Source organism: Komagataeibacter xylinus (genome assembly GCF_031081985.1).
GTDB lineage: Bacteria > Pseudomonadota > Alphaproteobacteria > Acetobacterales > Acetobacteraceae > Komagataeibacter > Komagataeibacter xylinus_E.
The window spans coordinates 23,185-43,502 of the sequence record NZ_JARWSK010000001.1; the positions used below are offsets into that span (position 1 = coordinate 23,185).

Here is a 20,318-nt window from a genome sequence, read left to right on the forward strand (position 1 = left end):
ACATCCCCTATCAGGCGACGCGGATCAGCTTGCGGTTGATGAACTCCTCGATGCCGAGGAAGGACAGTTCGCGGCCAAATCCCGAATTCTTGATCCCGCCAAAGGGTAGTTCAGGGGCTGCGGCCGTGGCCGTGTTGATGAACATCATGCCGGTCTCGACCGCTTCGGCCACTTGTTCCGCCCGGCCAAGGTCACGCGAGAACACGGAACCACCGAGGCCGTAAGGGGAGTCATTGGCCAGTTCGATGGCCTCATGCTCGCCTACGACCTTATGCACGACGGCAACGGGACCGAAAATCTCCTGATAGAAGACCGGATTGTCCTTCGCCACGTTGGTCAGGATGGTCGGTTCCATGAAGAAGCCCGTCCGCTCCATCCGCTTGCCCCCGGCCACCAGCGTCGCCCCTGTCTTGACGGCTTCGTCGGTCTGCGCCAGTGCGGTGTCGAGTGCCTTCCTGCTGCTCATCGGGCCATGGGTCGTGCCTTCGGCCAGCGGGTCGCCGATGCGAAACTGTGTGATCGCCTTTTTCAGACCCGCGAGGAAGGCATCATAGACCTTCTCATGCACGATCATCCGCTTGGCCGCCGTGCAGACCTGCCCGTTATTGGCGAACCGGCCCCATGTCGCCCACTTGACCGCGAGTTCAAGGTCCGCATCATCCAGCACGATGAAGGCATCGCTGCCGCCAAGTTCCATCGTGTCCTTCTTCAGCGCCGCCCCAGCTTCGGCCGCGACCGTCTGGCCCGCACGTTCGCTGCCCGTCAGGGCGACGCCACGGATGCGGACATCCTTGATCAGTTCAGCCGACTGGTCATTGTCGAGGAAGATGTTGGTATAGACGCCAGCAGGCGCGCCCGCATCGTGGAACAGCTTTTCAAACGCCAGCGCGCATTGCGGCACGTTGGGCGCGTGCTTGGCGATGACCACGTTGCCCGCCATCAGGTTCGGCCCCGCCACGCGGGCCAACTGGTAATAGGGGAAATTCCATGGCTCGATGCAGTAGATCAGGCCAAGCGGCTGGTTGATGATCTTTGCATGGCCTTCCTTGACCTTCAGGTGCGTGGGGGCAAGGAATTCTGCCGCACCATCGGCATAGAAGGACAGGATATCGGCGGTGATGTCGATTTCCTCCAGCGCGTCGGGCAGCGCCTTGCCCATTTCGGTCGCGATCAGGCGCGCATGGGCCACCCGGTCGCGGCGCAGCAGGTCGGCGGCCTTTGACATGATGACCTTGCGGGCCGCGATGTCGCGCTTTTTCCAGTCGGTCTTCCACACATGATCCGCGCGATCCACAATCGCCTTCATCTGCGCGTCGGTATGCAGTTCAAACGTGCGTTCCACGGTTTCCGTGGTCGGGTTGAGGGTCTGGTAAAAACTCATGGGTACATTTCCCTGTTTATTGATTATGGAAAGGGTAGTCGGTGTAGCCATGCGCGCCGCCGCCATACATCGTTGCCGGGTCCAGCGGATTGAGCGGCCAGCCCTGTTCCAGCCGCGCGGGCAGGTCCGGATTGGCGATGAACTTCCGGCCAAAGCCGATCATGTCCGCCCATCCATGGCCCAGCACATGCTGTGCCTTGTGCAGGTCGTAGCGGCCCGCGCACAGGATGCGGCCGCCAAAGATGTCGCGCACGCTGGCGCGGAAGGCGTCCGGCATTTCGGGTGCATTGTCCCAGTCGGCCTCGGCCAGCGAGACATAGGCGATGCCTGCCTCGGCCAGCACGCGCACGGCTGCGGTGTAGGTCTCTGCCGGATTGTCCTCCAGCAGGCCGAGATAGACGCGTTCTTCCGTGGTCGTGCTGAACAGCGGGGAAAACCGCACGCCCATTCTGTCGGGCGTGACGACGGCGGCGACGGCCTCCACCACTTCGTGCAGGAAGCGCAGGCGGTTGGACAGGCTGCCGCCATAGGCATCGGTGCGGAAATTGGTCCGTTCGGATAGGAACTGGTTGATCAGGTAGCCATTGGCCGCGTGGATCTCCACCCCATCGAACCCGGCGGACAGCGCGTTGCGCGCCGCCTGCGCATACATCTCCACCAGTTCGTGGATTTCAGGAATAGACAGTGCGCGTGGCATGTCGGGTGGCACCAGTTTTCCCGTGCCCGGCCCCGTGGGGATGAATACGTTGACATCTGTTGCCGCAACCGCCGACGGAGCGATCGGGGCCTCATGACCGGGCTGCAATGCGCGGTGGGACACGCGGCCGACATGCCATAACTGCGCAAAGATGGGCCGCCGCTTTGCGTGTACCGCGTCAGTGACCAGTTTCCAGCCCGCGACCTGTTCAGGGGAGTAGATGCCCGGTGTCCAGGCATAGCCCTGCCCGCGGGGTTCGATCTGCGTGCCTTCGGTAATCAGGAAACCCGCCTGCGTGCGCTGTGCGTAATATTCGGCCATCAGCGCATTGGGAATATCGCCGGGCTGGGTGCTGCGGCAGCGTGTCAGAGGTGGCAGGAAGATCCGGTTTTCCAGCGACAGGTCGCCCAGCCGCACAGGTCCGAATAAAGAAGATGAAGACATGATCAACCCTGTTTACAAATGCAGGCCATCCGTCCGGCCCGCATGTAAACATTGACCCAGCCTGCGGTGTGCGCAAGAACGCACATAAACCGCCACTAGTGTCAGGAATGATACCATGCCCCGCATCCGTCATACCACGCTGGCCTGCAGTCCCGGCTGCACGGTGGAAGCCACGCTCGAACTGTTCGGGGGCAAGTGGAAGGCGCTGATCCTGTACCACCTGTTCGAGGACGGGGTGCTGCGGTTTGGCGAACTGCGCCGCCGCCTGCCCAACGTCACGCAGCGGATGCTGACCAACCAGTTGCGAGAACTCGAAGCCGACGGCCTGGTGTCACGCACCGTCTTCCCCGAGGTGCCGCCGCATGTGGAATATGCCCTGACCGAGTTGGGCAAGACGCTGAAGCCGGTCATTCAGGCGCTCAAGATGTGGGGAGATCGCTATGCCCATTCTGTCCAGCGGAACAAAGCTGCTGATTGAGATTGGCTGAGAATGTTTGCAAAAAACCAAGGAGACGGCTGGCTTCACTTTCCTCGCGATGGAATAATCCATAATCAGGCAGCCCGAGATTTCGGGAAATACGATATTTGGTGATTATCTATCGCCGAAGTATTGATCGCCTTCAGGACGTGAGCAGGCAGAGGCTGGACATTGCCGGATTACTCGGTCGCGACCTGGCTGGCTACCGCCGTAAGAAATGCCTGATGGGGGAAAGACATCACGCCGTATGCCGACAGGAGTGCTGTTCTACTTCAAGGAAGCGGCCCGGATCGTAGCCTCCAGCCAAGCACTAATGCGTGTCGCGACCTCTGCCTCAATGCCAAAATAGCCGTGTGGCGTAAGCGAACTACACTTCTTTTCAGACCGGGTTATGCCGCCTGCCACCATTAACACGGTGACTTCACGACTGCCCGTCATGGCCGCGCCAATTCGCTTTGCATCCTGTGGCGGGGCAACATTGCATCGGTCATCGTAATTGGCGACAACGAGAACAGGCGCCTGCACCTTCTCCGGATGGGCGCTGAAAACGGTTTCTCCGCTGCCGCCCATAACGGATACCGATTCAGTCAGCACAACACCGGCAATATCCCCTGAAGCGGCATGGGCTGCGCCATTGACGGCAGCAATGGCACCCTGGCTTGTACCAAGTAGAAAAACAGGCCCTGAGTCCTGTCTATGCACGAAAGCGATGATATCCTCGACAAGATGGGCATAATGCGCGGAACTACGCTGCCCGCGCAGATTGAGACGGCCAACTGTATCGGGAATGAGAACCGCAAACCCCTGCCTGTTCCACGCGGCACGCGTTCGCACGACGAAGTTGTCGCCATGACGGATGTGCCCGTCCTGCCCGAGGCCAATGTCACCAGTTCCGCCCGGGAACATGATGATCGTTGCCAATGGCCGTTCCGGGGAACTGAAAATGGCCCGGACAGACCCGCCTGCACGGAGAGGTATATTCAGGACACGTTCAGTGATGCCCGGATCTGGAATGTTGCCAGTCATTCCTAGTGCGGTGCGATCACCGGCAAATCCCACGCATGGCAGGAGAACGCAGGCAGCCAGCACGATAATCGTGCAGCACAGATAGTTCGGCATGGGCCTGTGCTGACTGCTTCTGATCATTTCACCCAATGCCCAGGCCCATTATTGCTCATGGTCCGAAGACCAGACGTGGTCTCCGAGCCGCCTCATATATCATTGTGGCGTTCCGTTTGTGGAACGGCCAGCCTTCAGATGGCCTGACCGCCAGAGACTTCGATCCGCTGCGCGTTGACCCAGCGATTATCCTCGGACAAAAGCGAGGCAATCATGGGGCCAATATCGTCAGGAAGGCCGGGACGCCCAAGTGCAGTGATCTCCCCAATATGGCGGGCAATGTCCGGATTGTCCCGTACCATGCCGCCCGAGAAATCGGTCTGGATCGCGCCTGGCGCTACCGTATTGACGGCAATGCGGCGGGAGCCGAGTTCCTTGGCCATGTAGCGTGTCATCACTTCCACCGCGCCCTTCATCGCGGCATAGGCAATCCAGCCGGGATAGGAAAAGCGCGTCAGGCCGGATGAGATGTTCACGATCCGCCCACCATCCGCGATCAGCGGCAGTAGGGTCTGCGTCAGGAAGAACGGACCCTTGACGTGAACGCGGTAGGCGGCATCGAAATCCTCTTCGGTCACCTCGCCGAACAGCCCCTCATGGGACGTACCGGCCATGTTGACCAGATAATTGAAACGCGCGGCTCCCCATTCGCCCAACACGCGTCGGACCTCATTGGCAAAGGCAGGAAAGGCGTGTGTATCGCCGGTGTCGAGTTGCAGGGCCACCGCGCGGGTGCCGCTGCTCTGGACATTCTCGGCCACCTCATCGGCTGCGGATCTGTTGGTGTGGTAGGTGAAAATCGACGAGACGCCGCGTCGGGCGAGAGCCTCAACGGTGGCGCGGCCCAGTCCACGGCTGCCGCCGGTGACAATGGCAATGGTGTTCGCGTCTGGCATGGGTCTCTCCATCTGATGAGGGACCGATCTTGGTCACAACGCCGCCTGTTCGATAAGATCGCTCTTTCCGCCAGCATTGTTTTGCGCCATGGAATAATCCCATGGACAGGCTTGCTACACTCGACCTCTTCGTCCGCATTGTTGACCGCAGCAGCTTCAGCGCCGCGGCAGCAGATTGCGGCGTCTCCCGCCCGGTTGCGACCGCTGCGATCAAGGCGCTGGAGCAGAGGCTCGGCACCCGACTGCTGCACCGATCGACCCGCCACGTCCGGCCAACCGAGGAAGGGGCCGCCTATTATCGCCGCTGCGTGGCGATCCTGGCGGACCTTGAAGATGCCGATCGTGGTGCGAGTGGCGCTGTGGCCGGCCTGTTGCGCGCTGACGTCATTGGGCGTCTGGCCCGTATGACCCTGCTGCCAGCATTGCCGGACTTCCTTGCGCGCCATCCGGCGCTAACCGTTCATGTTGGCGAGGGCGAACGGTTTGTCGATCTGGTGCGCGAAGGGGTGGACTGCGTGGTCCGGACCGGAACCCTGCCGGACAGTGACATGATCGCCCGGCCACTGGGTGTGATGGAAGAGGTGACGGTCGCCAGCCCGGCCTATCTGGCGCGGCACGGAATGCCCGCCTCTCCTGACGATCTCGATGGACATCAGATGATCGGCTTCGTATCCTCACGCACCGGTCAGCCTCTGCCACTGGAGTTTATGCGCGGCGAGGAGGTGATTGAGGTCTCGCTTCCCGCACGCCTGCTGGTCGGCGGCGTTGATACCTGCGCCGAAGCGGCCAGGCTCGGCTTTGGCCTCGTGCAGGTGCCGCGCTATGGCCTTGAGGATGACCTTGCAAATGGCACGCTGATCGAAGTCCTCCCTGATTTCCCACCCACGCCAACGCCGGTTTCTGTGCTTTACCCGAGCAACAGGCAGCTTTCTCCGCGTGTGCGGGTGTTCGTGGACTGGCTGGTGGAGATTATTGGCCCGCGCCTTCATCCACAATGCGCGTAAGCGTCCCTACGCGGGCGCGAAGGCGAGATAGAGCGAGATCGTGGCAATCGAGAACACGGTGGAGGCCAGAACGACCCGTCCGGTAAGGGCTGCCTCCCGATCATAGAATTCCGCCAGCATGAACGAGCCGGTTCCCGTGGGGAGGGCGGCAAGAAGCACGGCAATATGTGTCATCGCCGGCGGCAGGTGCAGCACGGGCGCTGCGATGATCCACGTAACCAGAGGCTGGGCGATCAGTTTCAGGCCGACAAGAATGGCGGCAGTCGACGGGCGTGCAGACGCACCACCGGCCGAATTCCCGGCAAGGAACAGACCGAGGGCGATCAGGGCGCAGGGGGATGCAGCCCCGCCGAGAAGCTTCAGGAAGGCATGAACGGGTCCCGGCAGATGCCCACCGGATACCATGACAAGGCCACCAAGGGCTGGCGCCACCAGCAAAGGATTTTTCACCAGCGAAAAGAGCGTTTTCGCAACGATGTCGCGCGGTCGTGCTTCAGTCTGCAATCCGGCCTCGATCAGGACAATCGCTATAACAAACAGTACACAGACCGTCACGATCGTGGCGATGAGCGTCGGCGCCATGCCGGTATCGCCGACAAGAGACAGGACGAGCGGGAAACCGACGAACCCCGTATTGGCGTAGCTCGCGTTCAGTCCGTCAATGGCGGCATCGGCAAGATGATGTCCTGTTGATACCCGCCACCACAGCGTCCCGGCAAACACGATAAAACAGCCGAGCGTGAACGCCGCAATGAATCCCGGCTCCCACAGATCAGTCATTTTTGCATTCGCCACGATGTCGAACAGCACCGCGGGCAGCGCAAGGTAGACGACGAGCCGATTGACCTCGCGCGTGGCATTGGGACCCAGCGCGCCTGATTTGCGTGCGATCCATCCGGTAAGGATGAGGGCGAAGATAGGCAGGACGATCAGCAGATTGTTCAGCATCAGGGATCTCGGGCGGTCAGCAAAAGCGTGACGCTACCGGAGGCTATTGATATAATCCAATGCTCATATGGTTCACGATCAATGCTTTCAGGGTATCAGATGGACACGCGGCATATGCGGTATTTCATGGCCCTGGCGGAGACGCTTCATTTCGGTCGGGCCGCCGGGCGGATGAACATGAGCCAGCCGCCGTTCAGTCGCCAGATTGCCATGATCGAGCGCACGTTGGGCGTGAAGCTGTTTGAACGAAACTCGCGCAATGTGGCGCTGACCCCAGCCGGAAAACACTTCATGAAAGACTGCCGAAACGTGCTCGGGCAGTTTGAGGAGGCCTGCCGGGATGTCGGGCTGATTGCCAGCGGCATGAAAGGCGAGATGCGGTTTGGATTCATGATGCACGCCGCCCACAGCGTCGTGCCGCAACTTGTGCAGCTTTATGCGGAGGCAAGGCCGGATGTCCGCCTTGTGCTTGATGAACGCACGCCGACAGAAATCGATGAGATGCTGGTGGCAGGAACACTGGATGCCGCCGTAACATTTGACTGCGGATATGCGCCGCACCTGCAGACCGTGCTGCTGGCCAGGGAGCGATTACGCATCATCATGCGAAAGGACCATCCCCTTGCCACGGTCGGCCAGATCGGCCCTGAGGAACTCCGCGAGGAGAAGATCATCGCGGCACCTGCCGCGACGGCGCCGGCTCTGCGATCCGCGATCAACAGCTATTTTTCGGCCAGGGGAATTGTCCCGCATGTCGTGCTTGAACCGCGGTTGCAGCACACGATCATCCAGCTTGTTGCAAAAGGGCTGGGCGTAGCCCTTATCCCCGCATCGCTGTGTACCGAACTGGGGGCAGGACTGATATCACGGGCTTTGACAAATGCGCCTCAACTGGACGTTGTCCTTCGCGCGCCGATTACTACAAAAAACCCCGCAGTCTCGACATTCATGGAAATCGGGAAATCGATACAGCGGGCTTTACTCTAAATCCATGTAACCTATGCAGAGAGGCTGCTTCCAATATCTTCGCTATCCGTATTCCATCGTCATGAGTAGAGTAATTTCATGATGTCTTCCGACGCCAGACCCAGACCAAGCATAATCATGATCGCTCCGGATATGTAGCCGGTCACGATGGATGCTCTGGGGCGGCTGCTTAATATTGTCCGCGCGCCAAATCCGACCATCAGATAGATGGATACGCAGTTTATTGTGTGAATGATGCCCAAGATCCCGATCTGTAAAAAGATCGGCCACGATGAACCCGGATTTGTAAACTGGGGCAAAAGGGCAAGAAAAAACAGAAGAGCCTTGGGGTTCAGGCCACTGATGGCGAACCCTTTGGTAATCCAGCGCCGTGCGCTTGTTTCCCGTTCCTGTCCCTCTTTCGGCAAGGGAGGATGACGCAGCAGGGAAATGCCGAGTTTTATGAGATAGGCCGCGCCTGCAAATGTCAGAATGGTGACTGCAAGCGGCATGCTGGCCACAAGCGCACCGATACCACCAGTGACTGTTCCTGTAATGGCGATATATCCCACAAACAGGCCAAATACCGCGGGAATGACTGCGGCATGAGCACGTATCCCAGCGGAAATGACATACGCCCAGTCAGCACCAGGAGTTGCGGCAAGGAGGATGGAGATCGTCCAGAAGGCAAGAAGTGTATGCAAAATCATCGAAGACGCGTCGCTTTAGAAGAAAATTCACAAGGTCCCACGGCGTTTCATGCTCTCCGATTATGATCCGGATCACCATTCCTGCGACGCGAGAGAGGGCAGGATAGCGCGGACCAGCGGATATGGGGTTGCGTTTATGCCAATTTTTCCGCCAATATCTGGCATATGATTGCGCCAGAATGTTTATGCATGATATAAAATGCCAATGAAACTGGATGCGATTGATCGGCGTATTCTTCACGTTCTTCAGGAAGATGGCCGCTGCCCTAACAATGAACTTGCCAGGCGCGTCGGGCTTTCTCCCTCGCCATGTCTGCGCCGGGTGCGGATGCTGGAAAAAAGTGGCGTTATCGAAGGATATGTCGCCGTTGTGAATCCCGCAAAAGCCGGGTTCGGCGTGACGGCTTTTGTCAGGATATGGCTGACGGGAGAAGACGAACGGCAGTCCGAGCATTTTGTCGAGGAAATTGGAAAACTTCCACAGGTGACGGAAGCGCATGTCCTTGCGGGAGATTGTGATTTCCAGTTGCGCGTTGTCGCCGAAGACCTTCCAGGACTGAGACGTTTTCAGAGCGAATACCTTGCGCTGATCAAAGGCGTGCGAAGTATGAAGACCGACATTCCTCTCCTGAAGGTCAAGAACGCAAGCTTTGCATAAGATCTCTCACCAATCATGCTGGAGATGATGGAAGCGAAGCGGGCTGCCAATTATATTGGCTCGTTCTTGAAAGCATCGTCTGGAGATCAATTCTTCCGTTCTGATCTGACAGAATGCACAACATTCAGGCACGTAAATACGCCTGAAGGCGCGGAATGACAAAGTCGAGAAACACCCTCACGCGCTGGGGTGTCTGTTTGCTGCCAAGATAGAGCGCATGGATCTGTTCTTCGTCCTGCGCGTCCGCATGAGCCAGAACCTCAATGAGACGGCCGGCCTTGATGTCATCGCGCACATGATAGTCGCCGAGCCGCGCCAGCCCTGCACCCCGTAGCGTCAGCCGTCTGACTGTCTCGCCGTTATTGGCAAGTAGGGGACCTCGGACGATACGATCCGTAATGCGGCCTTTCTCCTGCAGCGGCCAGACAGGGGCGGCACGCCGGAAATTGAAGCCAAGGCATTTGTGTTGGTCCAGATCATCAATGCGCTGCGGTGTGCCAAACCGTCTCAGGTAATCCGGCGATCCGACAATCTTGCGTCGTGCCGTGCCGATACGCCGGGCTGTCAGATTTGAATCCTGCAACGGTCCGACCCGAAAGGCGATATCCGTGCGGTCAAGATAAAGGTCCGTCAGTTCATCGGAGAGCGACAGATCAATGACGATATCCGGATAGGCATCCCAAAATTCGGGAAGGAGAGGCTCAAGCGCCAGCGCTCCAAAGGCCACCGAAGCATTGATGCGCACAGTGCCGCCCGGCCGAACCGATCCTGTGGTGAGCGCATGTTCCATATCGTCAAGTTCGGCGATCAGCGCCTGAGCACGCTCGTAGTAAAGCTGCCCTTCCGGCGTAACGGAAAGCCGCCGTGTCGAACGTTCGAGCAGGCGTACGCCAAGGCGTGTTTCAACGCGGGCGATCAGTTTGCTTATCGTCGAGGGCGTTGTCATTGACAGGCGGGCTGCCTCGGAAAAACTGCCGCTTTCCACGACACGCAGAAACATCTGCATTTCGCCAATCCGGTTATCCATCAGCACCTCTTTGATGAAACAGGTTCACAAGTGTTGTGGAGAAGCAACGGATTATCAAAGCCTGTCAAGTTTATCATGTTGCGTAGGGAACAGATGCCGCTCGCACCACTGATGCGCCGTCATATTGAAAATTCTTCCGGACAATGGTTCTGAATTCTGAGCAGGCATATCCGGGATGCTTTTTGCAGGACATTATTACGATGAAAAACATTCTTCTTCTGAACGGCGGCAAGGCTTTCGCCCATTCTCATGGTCGTCTGAACGACACGTTGCATGACGCCGCCCTTGAACTCCTGTCGAACGCGGGTTTCAACACGCGGCAGACAAAAATCGATGCTGGCTATGATATTCAGGCCGAAGTCGAGAATATCCTGTGGGCGGATCTGGTCATCTACCAGATGCCGGGCTGGTGGATGGGCGCGCCGTGGACGGTCAAGAAGTATGTTGATGAAGTCTTCACCGCCGGTCATGGCACGCTTTATGCCAATGATGGGCGCAGCCGGTCGCATCCTGAGCGCAAATACGGTTCAGGCGGCCTGCTGCAGGGGAAGCATTACATGCTTTCCCTGACATGGAACGCCCCGGAAGAGGCCTTTGTCGATCCGGCACAGTTCTTTGAAGGGAAGGGGATTGATGCGGTCTATTTCCCGTTCCACAAGGCGAACCAGTTTCTGGGTATGGCACCGCTTGCAACGTATCTTGCGTCAAACGTTATGAAGGAACCGGCGGTTGATCGGACCGTCGCGCGCTACCGTGCCCATCTTGCAGACGTTCTTGGCTTTGTCCTGCCAGAGGGCGGTGCTGAAGCATAGCACGAATCGCAGGGTTTTTTCCGGGTAACATGGAACCGAGAGAATAACATGAAGACATGGATACGTTGGGGGAGTGCCGGAGTGATCGGCCTTGCAGTGCTGGGTGCAGCGACATGGGAACTCATCCTGCGTCCGGAAACCGCATCCCTTCCCGTGACGGCAGGAACAGGCCCGCACCCAGATCTGCCGCAGCCCAACCATACCCTGTTTCCGACTGTCAATGTCGCGACACCTGTGGGTTGGGCGGAGGGAAAGGTACCCACACCCGCTCAGGGGCTGGCGGTTGCGCCCTATGCGAAGGGGCTTGACCATCCCCGATGGCTTTATCGGTTACCCAATGGCGATATTCTGGTGGCCGAGAGCAACTCGCCCAAAACGGATGTCCAGACGCTCAAGAATCGCATTGCGGGGTTTGTGATGGGCAAGGTTGGCGCGGGGGAGGCCAGCCCGAACCGGATTATCCTGCTGCGCGACACAAAGGGCAATGGGTCAGCGGATACCCGCACGGTGTTCCTCGACCATCTCTACTCGCCCTTCGGCATGGCGCTGGTGGGCAATGATCTCTATGTCGCCAACGCCAACGCAATCCTTCGTTTTCCCTATCATGAAGGTGATACGCGGATTGATGCGCCGGGAACCAAAGTTGTGGACCTGCCGGCAGGCTACAACCATCACTGGACAAAAAACCTGCTCGCCAGCCCGGACGGGCGTTTCCTGTATGTGACCATCGGGTCCAATAGCAATGTCGCCGATAACGGGATGGACGTCGAAGAGGGGCGGGCGCGGATCGACAGGCTTGATCTGAACACGGGAAAGCTGACGCCCTATGCAACCGGGCTGCGCAACCCGAACGGCCTGGCCTTTGAGCCGGAGAGCGGTGCCCTGTGGGTGGTGGTCAACGAGCGTGACGAAATCGGCAGCGACCTCGTTCCCGACTACATCACCTCGGTCAAGGAAGGCGCATTCTATGGCTGGCCTTACAGCTATTACGGCCAGCATGTTGATACACGGGTCTCGCCGCAGCGACCGGACCTTGTGGCACAGGCAATTGCGCCGGATTACGCGCTTGGCCCGCATACGGCCTCCCTTGGCATCACCTTCTCTCAGGATGCCACCCGGCTTCCGGATGCCTGGCGTCATGGGCTGTTCGTCGCACAGCATGGATCGTGGAACCGTCGCCCCAAGAGTGGCTACAAGGTCATCTATGTGCCGTTCGCCGATGGGAAGCCGTCCGGGCCGCCGGTTGATGCACTTACGGGTTTCCTGACGACCGACGAAGAGCATGTGCATGGTCGACCCGTGGGCCTCACGGTTGACAGGTCGGGCGCATTGCTGGTGGCAGACGATGTGGGTGGTGTTGTGTGGCGTGTGTCCGGTAACACCGCCGAATGAGTGGGGTGCAGACTGGCCGCACCCGGCTCATTTTTTAGATCCGTTCAGAACTGACGCATCAGGAGAAAGGTTACCTGAAAAAGAGGAACCGGCGTCATCGAGGCCCGTATCTGGAGCGATCAGTATCTCAGGTCATGACGGCTTCGAGGCTGTATTCCTTCGCGTCCAGCCCGAGAAACGCGCAGATCGCTGTGACAACCAGCATATGGTCGTCACGCTGATCCAGTCCCGAGACGGTTACGGAGCCGATCACGCCGGTTTTGTCCAGTACGATCGGGAAGGCTCCGCCATAGGGAGCATAATCCCGGAGCGATAAACCATAGCGTTCCTCTAGCGTCACGCCCTTTGTTTTCAGTTCAAGCCCGATTGCGTAACTGCTCCGCCGATAGTGATCGACCATGTTGGATTTGCGGCGGATCCAGTCGGTATTGTCCGGCGTCGATCCCGGCAGGGCAGCAAAGAACAGGGGACGGTTGAAGGTCCGGACATCTATGGCGATCGGTGCCCGGTTCGTCTGTCCCCATTCCCGCAGGAACTGGCCGAGCTGCCATGCATCGGCCTCGTCGAATTTTGCAAAGGCGAGTTCGCGTTCCTGCTGCGCGATCATGCGCAGGTCATCTGCTATGGCCATGCGGCGATTTCCTCATTGGTAAGATCCAGCCCGACGGATGCTTTCTCATGGGCGGAGCGGTTTGCGGCTTCGATAACGGCCATCACGGCCAGTGCCTGAATCGGCGGTATCGGGTTCGGGCCAATCCCTGTCAATGCATCCACGATGCCAGCGTAATAACGCCGCTGATCGCCCATGAGTGCCGGAATCTCCTGTTCCGATCCATTTCCACCGTAGGCAAGAAGCGGGTCGGGATCATGCCCCCAGCCAGCATCGCCGGGTGTCATGCCTGCAAGGAGTTGGGCTTCCTGACCGTCCGGCCTGCGTTTGAGGATGCTGCCTTTCTCGCCGTGTATGATGAAACGCGGCACCCCGCCTGCCACCAGCATACTGCCGTGCAGGATCACGCGATGTCGGTCATATTCCAGCACCACATGCGCCCAGTCATCCGACAGGGCGCCTTCACGTTGCATCATCAGGTCGCCATGCACGGCAAGAGGCAGGCCAAACAGGCACAGCGCCTGATCGACCAGATGCGGGCCAAGATCGAACCACAGGCCGGCCCCCGGCTCGTTGCCTTCGCGCCAGCGTTTGCGGACCACGGGCCGGAAGCGGTCGAAATGGGATTCAAAATGCGTCACCCGACCGATCAGTCCGCCGGCAATAGCATTCTTCACGCTCAGGAAATCACTGTCCCAGCGCCGGTTATGGAAGACTGACAGCAATCTGTCCTGCCGGGCCGCCAGCGCCACCAGTTCGCGCGCCTGCGCCAGAGTCAGCGTGAAGGGCTTGTCCACGACGACGTTCTTGCCAGCAAGCAGCGCCTGTCGTGCCAGCGGTGCATGACACTCGTTCGGGGTTGCGATGACAACAAGATCGACATCCTCACTTGCCATGAGTGCTGCGGGATCAGCGTCAACCGCAACGTCAGGCAGATCGGCATGCACCTTCTCGCTGTTGCTCGATGCGACACGGGTAATCCGCATGCGCGGTTCCGCCATCAGCAGGGGCTTGTGGAATGTCTTTCCCGCAAATCCATAGCCAATCAGGCCGACGCGGATAAGGGGAGGAAACTGGCTCATGATCCGATGCCCTTCAGGATGCTATGATGAATTCCGGCCCCGCCTGCCCTATGTCGGCGCTGGCCGGGGAGCGGTCCGAATAGACACGGCAGAATTGCGCCAGGTCTGCGACGTTGTGCGGCTCGACACGACCAAATTTGAGATGATCGGCGAGCAGCCAGGCTTCGCTGGCAGCGTCGATCATGCTCCGCTTCATGTCGGCGTCGCGTTCCTCGCCTGCTGTCACCGATCCGCGGGCACTGACCGCGCAGGCCCCGAGGATGGCAATGTCGGCGCGATACAGGCCCAGAACGGACCGGGCGGCCGCACCGGAGAACAGCCGTTGCCGGGAATCCCATTCCCCACCCGCCAGAATCAGCCGGAGTGCTGGGCGTCCCTCGATCCGGCTGGCGATATCGAGCGAATTGGTGATGACCGTTGCTGGCATTGTCAGTGCCTCGGCCATTGCAAGCGTTGTGCTGCCGGCATCAAGGAATAACGTGGTCCCGGCCGGAACGGCCGCCGCCGCTGCTTCACCAATCCGTTTTTTCTGCTCGGGCAGCAGGCTGGAGCGTGTCGTGCGCGCCATGCCGCCAAGATTAATCGACACGGCCCCGCCGTGTGTCTTGTGAAGGCACCCCTGCTTTTCCAGTTCGCACAGGTCGCGCCGAATGGTGTCATCCGACACGCCCAGAGCCGCCGCCGCTTCGGACACGAGCAGTTCGCCCGTGTCGGTCAGCATGGCGAGCAGGCGATGTTGCCGTGAAAGTTTGCTCATATGCGGTCACTAACAAATGCCGCACAAAAACGCAATATAATGCATAAAACCGCAAATGTTGGTTATGGGCGGCGGATTTCCGGCTTTTTTCAGGGAATCAGCAGGAACTTGCCGGTCGTCTTGCAGCTTTCCATGCCGGCATGGGGGGCGTCGGCCAGCGGGTAGGTGCCGCCGATGTGGACCTTCAGCCTGCCTTCGATGATCCAGTTGAAAAGTTGCGCCGAATGGGCGTGCAGCAGGTCCGGCGTAGGGACGTGGTTCCTGAAGACCGCATAGCCGATCTTGACGCTGTTTGGGATGCTGGTGATTTCCACCGGGCAGAACCAGCAGAGCGTGCCAGAGCGGCGCAGCGCATCGAGCGATGCCTTCCACGACACAGGACCCATACCATCTTTGCCGCCGTGTCTGGTGCGTAGCTTATGGCCAGAAGTCGCGCGGATATTGCGCTGTTCGACAAGATTATTGACAGTTATTGCAAGAGCGGACTTCTGGAATAATCTCAGCGTGGATTGTGCGCGTGGCATGGCGTTGCGTCGCCGCGCATAGGCAACTTCCTCCACTCTAGGTCATTTTCGGTATAACTGCCTGCGAACCACGAAAACTGTCTGGATTGACCTGCTTCAGCACAGGTTATTGCAACCGATCCGGCGTTGTATGACCTGAGATGTCTCCGCGCGAAAGATGAAATCCTGACCAATGGAGTGCCGTGATGCCCTATTCATCAATCAACGATCTGCCAGACCGTGTCCGTCTGCATCTGCCCACCCATGCCCAGGAAATTTTCCGGGCCGCATTCAACAATGCCTGGACCGAATATGGTGCAAAAGGTGAAGACCCCGAGGAAGCGGCCAATCGCGTGGCGTGGGCGGCAGTGAAGCGTAAATACGTCAAGGACGGTAACGTCTGGGTCGCACGGCATGATGCCTGACGGACCTGTAGTGTTTCAGAAGCATCTGCCTGTCCTCTGAAGGAACGTATCACTCACGCGAACCGGTCAAACAGATCGACCACGCTGCCGGGTGCATCCGGTCCAAAAAACAGGGCCAGATTTTGCGCGGACCGGCGCGCCACTTCGTGGCTTCGGGGAAAAAGCGTCGCCTCATAGGCCGCTACAGCCGCGTTCATGTCATCGGGGTAGGCGATGAGCGATTGGCCGAGTTCCGCGCCGTCATACAGGGCAAGATTGGCCCCTTCACCCGCGAATGGGGACATGAGATGTGCGGCATCGCCAATCAGGGTCATGCCGGGTTGGTGCTGCCAGCGCAGTCCGGGCGGCAGGGCATGGATCAGGCGGATCGCTGGCTCGGTAATACTGTCGGTAATGAAGCGTGTCAGGTACGGTGCCCAGCCTGCAAACTGCCGTGCGATTACGTCCAGTCCCGCGTGGCTATCGCTGAAATCAATGGACTCGAGCCATGTTTCCGGCCGGTTCAGCGCCACATATCCCGTCACACTTCCATCGGCATTGCGATGCACGATGATACCCTTGCCCGGTGCCACCGCCATCAGGGTGCCTGTGCCGATTATCGCACTATGCGCATCGGCCACAGGACATGCGATCTCGATAAAGCAGGTGCCTGAATAAACGGGTCGGGCAGTGGTAAGAAGCGGCCGGACCTTCGACCACGCACCATCGGCACCGACAAGCAGATCTGCTGTGGTTCTGGCACCATTGGCAAAAACGATCTCATGCTGGCCGTTGGCAACTGGCGATACGGACATGACCTTATGGCCCCACCGGATCGCAGCAGGGGGCAGGGAAGCAATCAGCATGTGGCGCAGCTCGCCCCGGTCAACTTCCGGGCGCGGGGACAGGGTCTGTCCAGCCCGGTCGAACAGGATGATCCCGTTCTTGTCCACAACGCGCTTCGCATCCTCGCCCGGACGGACAAGGCGGCGGAAAGCATCATGCAGCCCCGCCGCTTTCAGCGCGCGCTGGCCGTTATGTTCGTGGATATCAAGCAGGCCGCCCTGTTTTCTGGCGGCGGGTGATGTCTCGGCCTCGTAGACCGTGGCCTCGATCCCGTGCAGGTGCAGGATACGGGCAAGAATCAGGCCGGCAGGGCCCGCTCCGATGATCGCAATGGTCCGTCGCATGATCGCGCTCCCTGTAACGCATCGGCATCTGCCGATGCGGGCTGTGTTTTTCGGAGACGCTGGCCGATCATGCCACGGCATGAAGGACGTATGTGCGACAGCCTCGGGAACTGAAAGTAGGCCACGGACAGTCGTTTTTCGCGGAAGCCGGGCATTACAGGAAGCTGGACGTATCTGCAAGGAACGGCGGTTCAGACAGATCCATCACGCGGGCAACGGCCCGTTCGGGAACATACCCGATATAATTGTCAGGCTGGCTTCTGCGCGCCCCGCGCAATTACGATGCCGACACCCGTGACCCGGCAATGAGAATATCAACAAGGCGCTTCGCACTGGTCTCCCAACCGGGACCAGCCGCGTAGTTCGAAACCCCGGCCAGGGCACGCAGCAGGTCAACAGGCTCGATATCCGCGCTGATGTCGCCACTGGCAACGGCAGCGGCCACAAGCCCGTCGATCGCACCCTGCAGGACCGTGCCGGACTGGGCATAAAGTGCACTCGTGCCGCCTGCCAGCCCGTTGAGGGCAGGGGCGATCACCAGCTTGGCGGCAATATAGTCAACAAACAGCCGCATCCACGCCCGCAGCGCCTCCACGGGCGGATGCTGCGCAGCAAGGACCGGTGCAGCATCGGCAAGGCGGTCGAGTTCAGCGCGATAGACTGCCTCGATCAGCGCATCGCGATTGGGAAAATGACGGTAAAGCGTGCCGATCCCCACACCGGCACGACGGGCGACCTCATCCAGCGGAATATCGGTTTCCCCCGCCGTGAAGGCCGCCTTGGCCACGTTCAGCAGGTTTGTCCTGTTGCGCTGCCCATCGCTGCGCGGTCGGCGGCGCGGCTTTTTTTCCTCGGTCACCGGTTTCCCTCTTGTTAAGCGGAGTAATTCTCCGCATATATAAAGCGGAGCCATGCTCCATATAACATCCCGCAGGCCATTTTGGCAAAAAACGGATGCATCCTTTCAGGGAGTTTCCCTCATGACACAGACTTTTGGCGCAAGCTCGACAACAGAAGATGTCCTCTCCGGCGTATCGCTGAAGGGCAAACGGGTCCTTGTAACTGGCGTTTCTGCCGGTCTGGGCGTTGAAACCGCACGTGCCCTTGCCGCACATGGTGCCCATGTGGTGGGTGCCGCGCGCAATCTGGAAAAAGCAGAGCATGCCACCACGCAGGTCCGCGCGGATGCGGCGCGTGGGGGAGGGAGCTTTGAACTGGTCGCCCTTGACCTTGCGGATCTGGGCAGTGTCCGCGCCTGCGCAGATCAACTGAACGCAACCGGTCTGCCGTTCGATCTGGTCATCGCCAATGCGGGCGTGATGGCCACGCCGTTTGGTCATACAAAGGACGGGTTCGAGACACAGTTCGGCACCAACCACCTGGGGCACTTCGTCCTCGTCAACCGCATTGCGGGGCTGATGCACGCCGGTGCGCGGTTGGTCAATGTATCCTCGGCCGGACATCGCTTTGCGGATGTGGACCTGAAGGACCCGAATTTCGAGCATACGCCGTATGATCCGTTCATCGCCTACGGCCGTTCCAAGACAGCCAACATCCTGTTTGCCATAGCCTTTGACGCACGGCACCGCACGCACGGCGTGCGCGCCACAGCGGTGCATCCGGGTGGAATCCTGACCGAACTGACGCGTTACATGCCAGCAGGCGGCATTGAGGCGATGGTGGCGCGGATCAATGAACAGGCTGCGGCTGAAGGCAAACCGCCGTTCCAGTTCAAGACCATTCCACAGGGGGCGGCCACGTCCGTCTGGGCGGATGTAGTGGGGGCTGCTGACGCGGTCGGCGGCCATTACTGTGAAGACTGCCACGTAAGCCCGGTCGTGCCCGATGACCAGCCGATCAGCTTGGTCAGTGCGGGCGTAAGGGCCTATGCGGTCGATCCCGAGCATGCCGAGGCATTGTGGGCAAAAAGCGAGGAAATGGTCGGGGAGAAATTCTCCTGAAGCATCCATGTTCCTGTTTGTGGCATAATGGATGTTCCTGACGCCCATAAGACAGTTTACCGATATGAATGGCCCGGGCGCAGGGGGATGGAAGATGTCTCCCTACGCTTCCGTGCGAGGATATTGAATGCGCCTTGTTGTTTTCGGCCTGCCCCTTCTTGTCGTGATCCTCAACTGGCTCTGGCCGTTGCCCCTTCCGCTGGGGCTGAAGGGGATTGCTGCGGCACTGGTGGTCGTGGCCGCACTTTACCACTACTGGTCCCGGCTTTCCTCAGGTTCCATCTTTGCTCCCGAATTTCCCCAGCCTGTCATTATCCTGTTCAACTGGGCATTCGGAGCGATCCTTTTTCTTACCCTGCTCCAGGTCATGCTTGATCTCGGTGCGCTGCTCGTTGCGCTGGTAACGTGGCAGCCGGTGCATATCCCGGTGGCGGCGCGGGCGGCCGTGGGTGGTCTTGCCGGGATGCTTTCCGCTATCGGCGTTGCCAATGCGCTGCGGGTGCCGCCGATCAGGGACGTGAGTGTGACCATTCCCGGCCTGTCGCCAGCATTTGACGGCTATCAGCTGGTCCAGTTGACCGACATGCATATCAGCCGGTTGTTCCCCGCCAGATGGGCAAGGGCGGTTGTCGAGCGCACCAACGCGGCCGGTGCCGACATGATTGTCGTGACGGGCGATTTCATTGACGGCTCAGTGGCCATGCGCCGTGCTGACGTGGCACCGCTTGCGGGGCTACATGCGCTGGACGGTGTTCTGGCGATCCCGGGAAACCATGAATATTTCTTCGATTATGGCGACTGGATGCAGCACCTGTCGGAACTGGGCTTCCACATGCTGCTCAACCGCCATGTAGTCATAACGAGGGCAGGGGCCGGACTGGTCATTGCAGGCGTTACCGACCGGTCGGCACCCGCGCATGGGCAGGCTGGTCCTGATCTGGCTGCGGCCCTTGCGGGGATTCCTGCCGGTGCCCCGATTGTGCTGCTTGATCACCAGCCCGGTGATGCGCATGAAGCTGCCGTACAGGGTGTTGCCCTGCAACTGTCGGGGCATACACACGGCGGGATGATTGTTGGCCTCGACCGCCTTGTCGCACGCGGCAACAGCGGGTTTGTCTCCGGGCGCTATGATCTGGGGGGCATGGTGCTTTACGTCAGCAATGGCACCGGGCTGTGGCCGGGCTTCGCGCTCCGGCTGGGCAGGCCATCCGAAATCACCCGTTTCATCCTGCGTGCAGGATAAGGGGAAATTTTATCCTGTTCTTGAAAATTTCAATAT

The 20,318-nt window shown here is 59.4% G+C and carries 22 protein-coding genes; 9 read left to right on the plus strand and 13 right to left on the minus strand.

Annotation, left to right across the window (positions count from 1 at the left end):
- Positions 1-10 precede the first annotated feature (10 nt).
- Both QEG70_RS00120 and QEG70_RS00125 read right to left on the minus strand, forming a co-directional pair.
- A complete protein-coding gene (locus QEG70_RS00120) occupies positions 11-1,381 on the minus strand; it encodes an NAD-dependent succinate-semialdehyde dehydrogenase (protein WP_308718773.1) in 1,371 nt (456 codons plus the stop codon).
- A gap of 16 nt (positions 1,382-1,397) precedes the next feature.
- Positions 1,398-2,522 (minus strand): alkene reductase, encoded by a 1,125-nt coding sequence (locus tag QEG70_RS00125; protein WP_308718774.1) that lies wholly within the window; start codon positions 2,520-2,522, stop codon positions 1,398-1,400.
- Positions 2,523-2,637: 115 nt separating this feature from the next.
- Between QEG70_RS00125 and QEG70_RS00130 the strand changes: the two genes are divergently transcribed.
- On the plus strand, positions 2,638-3,000 hold the full coding sequence (locus tag QEG70_RS00130; RefSeq protein ID WP_308718775.1) for a winged helix-turn-helix transcriptional regulator: 363 nt from the start codon (positions 2,638-2,640) through the stop codon (positions 2,998-3,000).
- 267 nt (positions 3,001-3,267) lie between these two features.
- Here QEG70_RS00130 and QEG70_RS00135 read toward each other — a convergent pair whose 3' ends face one another.
- Positions 3,268-4,119, minus strand: coding sequence for an alpha/beta hydrolase (locus QEG70_RS00135; RefSeq protein ID WP_308718776.1), 852 nt, complete (start codon positions 4,117-4,119; stop codon positions 3,268-3,270).
- Positions 4,120-4,253: 134 nt separating this feature from the next.
- Positions 4,254-5,015 carry an SDR family NAD(P)-dependent oxidoreductase gene (locus tag QEG70_RS00140; RefSeq protein ID WP_308718777.1) on the minus strand — a complete coding sequence of 254 codons (762 nt, stop codon included), beginning with the start codon at positions 5,013-5,015 and terminating at the stop codon, positions 4,254-4,256.
- A 101-nt stretch (positions 5,016-5,116) separates the two neighbouring features.
- Between QEG70_RS00140 and QEG70_RS00145 the strand changes: the two genes are divergently transcribed.
- Positions 5,117-6,019 (plus strand): LysR family transcriptional regulator, encoded by a 903-nt coding sequence (locus tag QEG70_RS00145; RefSeq protein WP_308718778.1) that lies wholly within the window; start codon positions 5,117-5,119, stop codon positions 6,017-6,019.
- Positions 6,020-6,025: 6 nt separating this feature from the next.
- On the opposite strand, the gene QEG70_RS00150 is transcribed toward QEG70_RS00145, so the two are convergent.
- Positions 6,026-6,967: an AEC family transporter gene (locus QEG70_RS00150; protein WP_308718779.1), complete on the minus strand. Its 942-nt coding sequence runs from the start codon at positions 6,965-6,967 to the stop codon at positions 6,026-6,028.
- 99 nt (positions 6,968-7,066) lie between these two features.
- Here QEG70_RS00150 and QEG70_RS00155 point away from each other — a divergent pair, with 99 nt between their 5' ends.
- On the plus strand, positions 7,067-7,954 hold the full coding sequence (locus QEG70_RS00155; protein ID WP_308718780.1) for a LysR family transcriptional regulator: 888 nt from the start codon (positions 7,067-7,069) through the stop codon (positions 7,952-7,954).
- A 59-nt stretch (positions 7,955-8,013) separates the two neighbouring features.
- Here the strand turns inward: QEG70_RS00155 and QEG70_RS00160 are convergent, their stop codons facing one another.
- Complete coding sequence (locus QEG70_RS00160; protein ID WP_308718781.1) at positions 8,014-8,643, minus strand: LysE family translocator; 630 nt, start codon at positions 8,641-8,643, stop codon at positions 8,014-8,016.
- Positions 8,644-8,848: 205 nt separating this feature from the next.
- On the opposite strand from QEG70_RS00160, the gene QEG70_RS00165 reads away from it, so the two are divergent.
- On the plus strand, positions 8,849-9,301 hold the full coding sequence (locus tag QEG70_RS00165; RefSeq protein ID WP_308718782.1) for an Lrp/AsnC family transcriptional regulator: 453 nt from the start codon (positions 8,849-8,851) through the stop codon (positions 9,299-9,301).
- A gap of 124 nt (positions 9,302-9,425) precedes the next feature.
- On the opposite strand, the gene QEG70_RS00170 is transcribed toward QEG70_RS00165, so the two are convergent.
- Positions 9,426-10,328, minus strand: coding sequence for a LysR family transcriptional regulator (locus QEG70_RS00170; protein WP_308718783.1), 903 nt, complete (start codon positions 10,326-10,328; stop codon positions 9,426-9,428).
- Positions 10,329-10,528: 200 nt separating this feature from the next.
- Here QEG70_RS00170 and mdaB point away from each other — a divergent pair, with 200 nt between their 5' ends.
- Both mdaB and QEG70_RS00180 read left to right on the plus strand, forming a co-directional pair.
- Positions 10,529-11,140: an NADPH:quinone oxidoreductase MdaB gene (gene mdaB, locus QEG70_RS00175; RefSeq protein ID WP_308719411.1), complete on the plus strand. Its 612-nt coding sequence runs from the start codon at positions 10,529-10,531 to the stop codon at positions 11,138-11,140.
- A gap of 48 nt (positions 11,141-11,188) precedes the next feature.
- A complete protein-coding gene (locus QEG70_RS00180) occupies positions 11,189-12,532 on the plus strand; it encodes a PQQ-dependent sugar dehydrogenase (protein ID WP_308718784.1) in 1,344 nt (447 codons plus the stop codon).
- A 127-nt stretch (positions 12,533-12,659) separates the two neighbouring features.
- On the opposite strand, the gene QEG70_RS00185 is transcribed toward QEG70_RS00180, so the two are convergent.
- The 4 genes from QEG70_RS00185 to QEG70_RS00200 all read right to left on the minus strand — a co-directional run bounded on the left by QEG70_RS00185 (position 12,660) and on the right by QEG70_RS00200 (position 15,541).
- Positions 12,660-13,163: a heme-degrading domain-containing protein gene (locus tag QEG70_RS00185; RefSeq protein ID WP_308718785.1), complete on the minus strand. Its 504-nt coding sequence runs from the start codon at positions 13,161-13,163 to the stop codon at positions 12,660-12,662.
- Positions 13,154-14,224, minus strand: a complete 1,071-nt coding sequence (locus QEG70_RS00190) for an oxidoreductase (RefSeq protein WP_308718786.1) — start codon at positions 14,222-14,224, stop codon at positions 13,154-13,156. Before QEG70_RS00190 ends, QEG70_RS00185 begins: the two co-directional genes overlap by 10 nt.
- 13 nt (positions 14,225-14,237) lie before the next feature.
- Complete coding sequence (locus QEG70_RS00195) at positions 14,238-14,981, minus strand: DeoR/GlpR family DNA-binding transcription regulator (RefSeq protein WP_308718787.1); 744 nt, start codon at positions 14,979-14,981, stop codon at positions 14,238-14,240.
- An 89-nt stretch (positions 14,982-15,070) separates the two neighbouring features.
- Complete coding sequence (locus QEG70_RS00200) at positions 15,071-15,541, minus strand: zinc-binding dehydrogenase (protein ID WP_308718788.1); 471 nt, start codon at positions 15,539-15,541, stop codon at positions 15,071-15,073.
- A 149-nt stretch (positions 15,542-15,690) separates the two neighbouring features.
- On the opposite strand from QEG70_RS00200, the gene QEG70_RS00205 reads away from it, so the two are divergent.
- Positions 15,691-15,909, plus strand: coding sequence for a ChaB family protein (locus tag QEG70_RS00205; RefSeq protein ID WP_308719412.1), 219 nt, complete (start codon positions 15,691-15,693; stop codon positions 15,907-15,909).
- A 53-nt stretch (positions 15,910-15,962) separates the two neighbouring features.
- On the opposite strand, the gene QEG70_RS00210 is transcribed toward QEG70_RS00205, so the two are convergent.
- Together QEG70_RS00210 and QEG70_RS00215 are read right to left on the minus strand one after the other, a co-directional pair.
- Entirely contained in the window at positions 15,963-17,078 is a 1,116-nt protein-coding gene (locus QEG70_RS00210; RefSeq protein ID WP_308718789.1) for an FAD-dependent oxidoreductase, read from the minus strand.
- A gap of 277 nt (positions 17,079-17,355) precedes the next feature.
- Complete coding sequence (locus tag QEG70_RS00215) at positions 17,356-17,937, minus strand: TetR/AcrR family transcriptional regulator (RefSeq protein WP_308718790.1); 582 nt, start codon at positions 17,935-17,937, stop codon at positions 17,356-17,358.
- 121 nt (positions 17,938-18,058) lie between these two features.
- On the opposite strand from QEG70_RS00215, the gene QEG70_RS00220 reads away from it, so the two are divergent.
- Complete coding sequence (locus QEG70_RS00220) at positions 18,059-19,039, plus strand: SDR family NAD(P)-dependent oxidoreductase (RefSeq protein ID WP_308718791.1); 981 nt, start codon at positions 18,059-18,061, stop codon at positions 19,037-19,039.
- Between the two features lie 127 nt (positions 19,040-19,166).
- Positions 19,167-20,282 carry a metallophosphoesterase gene (locus tag QEG70_RS00225; RefSeq protein ID WP_308718792.1) on the plus strand — a complete coding sequence of 372 codons (1,116 nt, stop codon included), beginning with the start codon at positions 19,167-19,169 and terminating at the stop codon, positions 20,280-20,282.
- Positions 20,283-20,318 lie beyond the last annotated feature (36 nt).

Coding starts and splice junctions, on each gene's coding strand:
- QEG70_RS00170 (WP_308718783.1), bottom strand. CDS start 10,328: ATGGATAACCGGATTGGCGAAATGCAGATGTTTCTGCGTGTCGTGGAA.
- QEG70_RS00130 (WP_308718775.1), top strand. CDS start 2,638: ATGCCCCGCATCCGTCATACCACGCTGGCCTGCAGTCCCGGCTGCACG.
- QEG70_RS00165 (WP_308718782.1), top strand. CDS start 8,849: ATGAAACTGGATGCGATTGATCGGCGTATTCTTCACGTTCTTCAGGAA.
- QEG70_RS00160 (WP_308718781.1), bottom strand. CDS start 8,643: ATGATTTTGCATACACTTCTTGCCTTCTGGACGATCTCCATCCTCCTT.
- QEG70_RS00150 (WP_308718779.1), bottom strand. CDS start 6,967: ATGCTGAACAATCTGCTGATCGTCCTGCCTATCTTCGCCCTCATCCTT.
- QEG70_RS00145 (WP_308718778.1), top strand. CDS start 5,117: ATGGACAGGCTTGCTACACTCGACCTCTTCGTCCGCATTGTTGACCGC.
- QEG70_RS00185 (WP_308718785.1), bottom strand. CDS start 13,163: ATGGCCATAGCAGATGACCTGCGCATGATCGCGCAGCAGGAACGCGAA.
- QEG70_RS00210 (WP_308718789.1), bottom strand. CDS start 17,078: ATGCGACGGACCATTGCGATCATCGGAGCGGGCCCTGCCGGCCTGATT.
- QEG70_RS00180 (WP_308718784.1), top strand. CDS start 11,189: ATGAAGACATGGATACGTTGGGGGAGTGCCGGAGTGATCGGCCTTGCA.
- QEG70_RS00195 (WP_308718787.1), bottom strand. CDS start 14,981: ATGAGCAAACTTTCACGGCAACATCGCCTGCTCGCCATGCTGACCGAC.
- QEG70_RS00120 (WP_308718773.1), bottom strand. CDS start 1,381: ATGAGTTTTTACCAGACCCTCAACCCGACCACGGAAACCGTGGAACGC.
- QEG70_RS00155 (WP_308718780.1), top strand. CDS start 7,067: ATGGACACGCGGCATATGCGGTATTTCATGGCCCTGGCGGAGACGCTT.
- QEG70_RS00125 (WP_308718774.1), bottom strand. CDS start 2,522: ATGTCTTCATCTTCTTTATTCGGACCTGTGCGGCTGGGCGACCTGTCG.
- QEG70_RS00205 (WP_308719412.1), top strand. CDS start 15,691: ATGCCCTATTCATCAATCAACGATCTGCCAGACCGTGTCCGTCTGCAT.
- QEG70_RS00220 (WP_308718791.1), top strand. CDS start 18,059: ATGACACAGACTTTTGGCGCAAGCTCGACAACAGAAGATGTCCTCTCC.
- mdaB (WP_308719411.1), top strand. CDS start 10,529: ATGAAAAACATTCTTCTTCTGAACGGCGGCAAGGCTTTCGCCCATTCT.
- QEG70_RS00140 (WP_308718777.1), bottom strand. CDS start 5,015: ATGCCAGACGCGAACACCATTGCCATTGTCACCGGCGGCAGCCGTGGA.
- QEG70_RS00135 (WP_308718776.1), bottom strand. CDS start 4,119: ATGCCGAACTATCTGTGCTGCACGATTATCGTGCTGGCTGCCTGCGTT.
- QEG70_RS00225 (WP_308718792.1), top strand. CDS start 19,167: ATGCGCCTTGTTGTTTTCGGCCTGCCCCTTCTTGTCGTGATCCTCAAC.
- QEG70_RS00190 (WP_308718786.1), bottom strand. CDS start 14,224: ATGAGCCAGTTTCCTCCCCTTATCCGCGTCGGCCTGATTGGCTATGGA.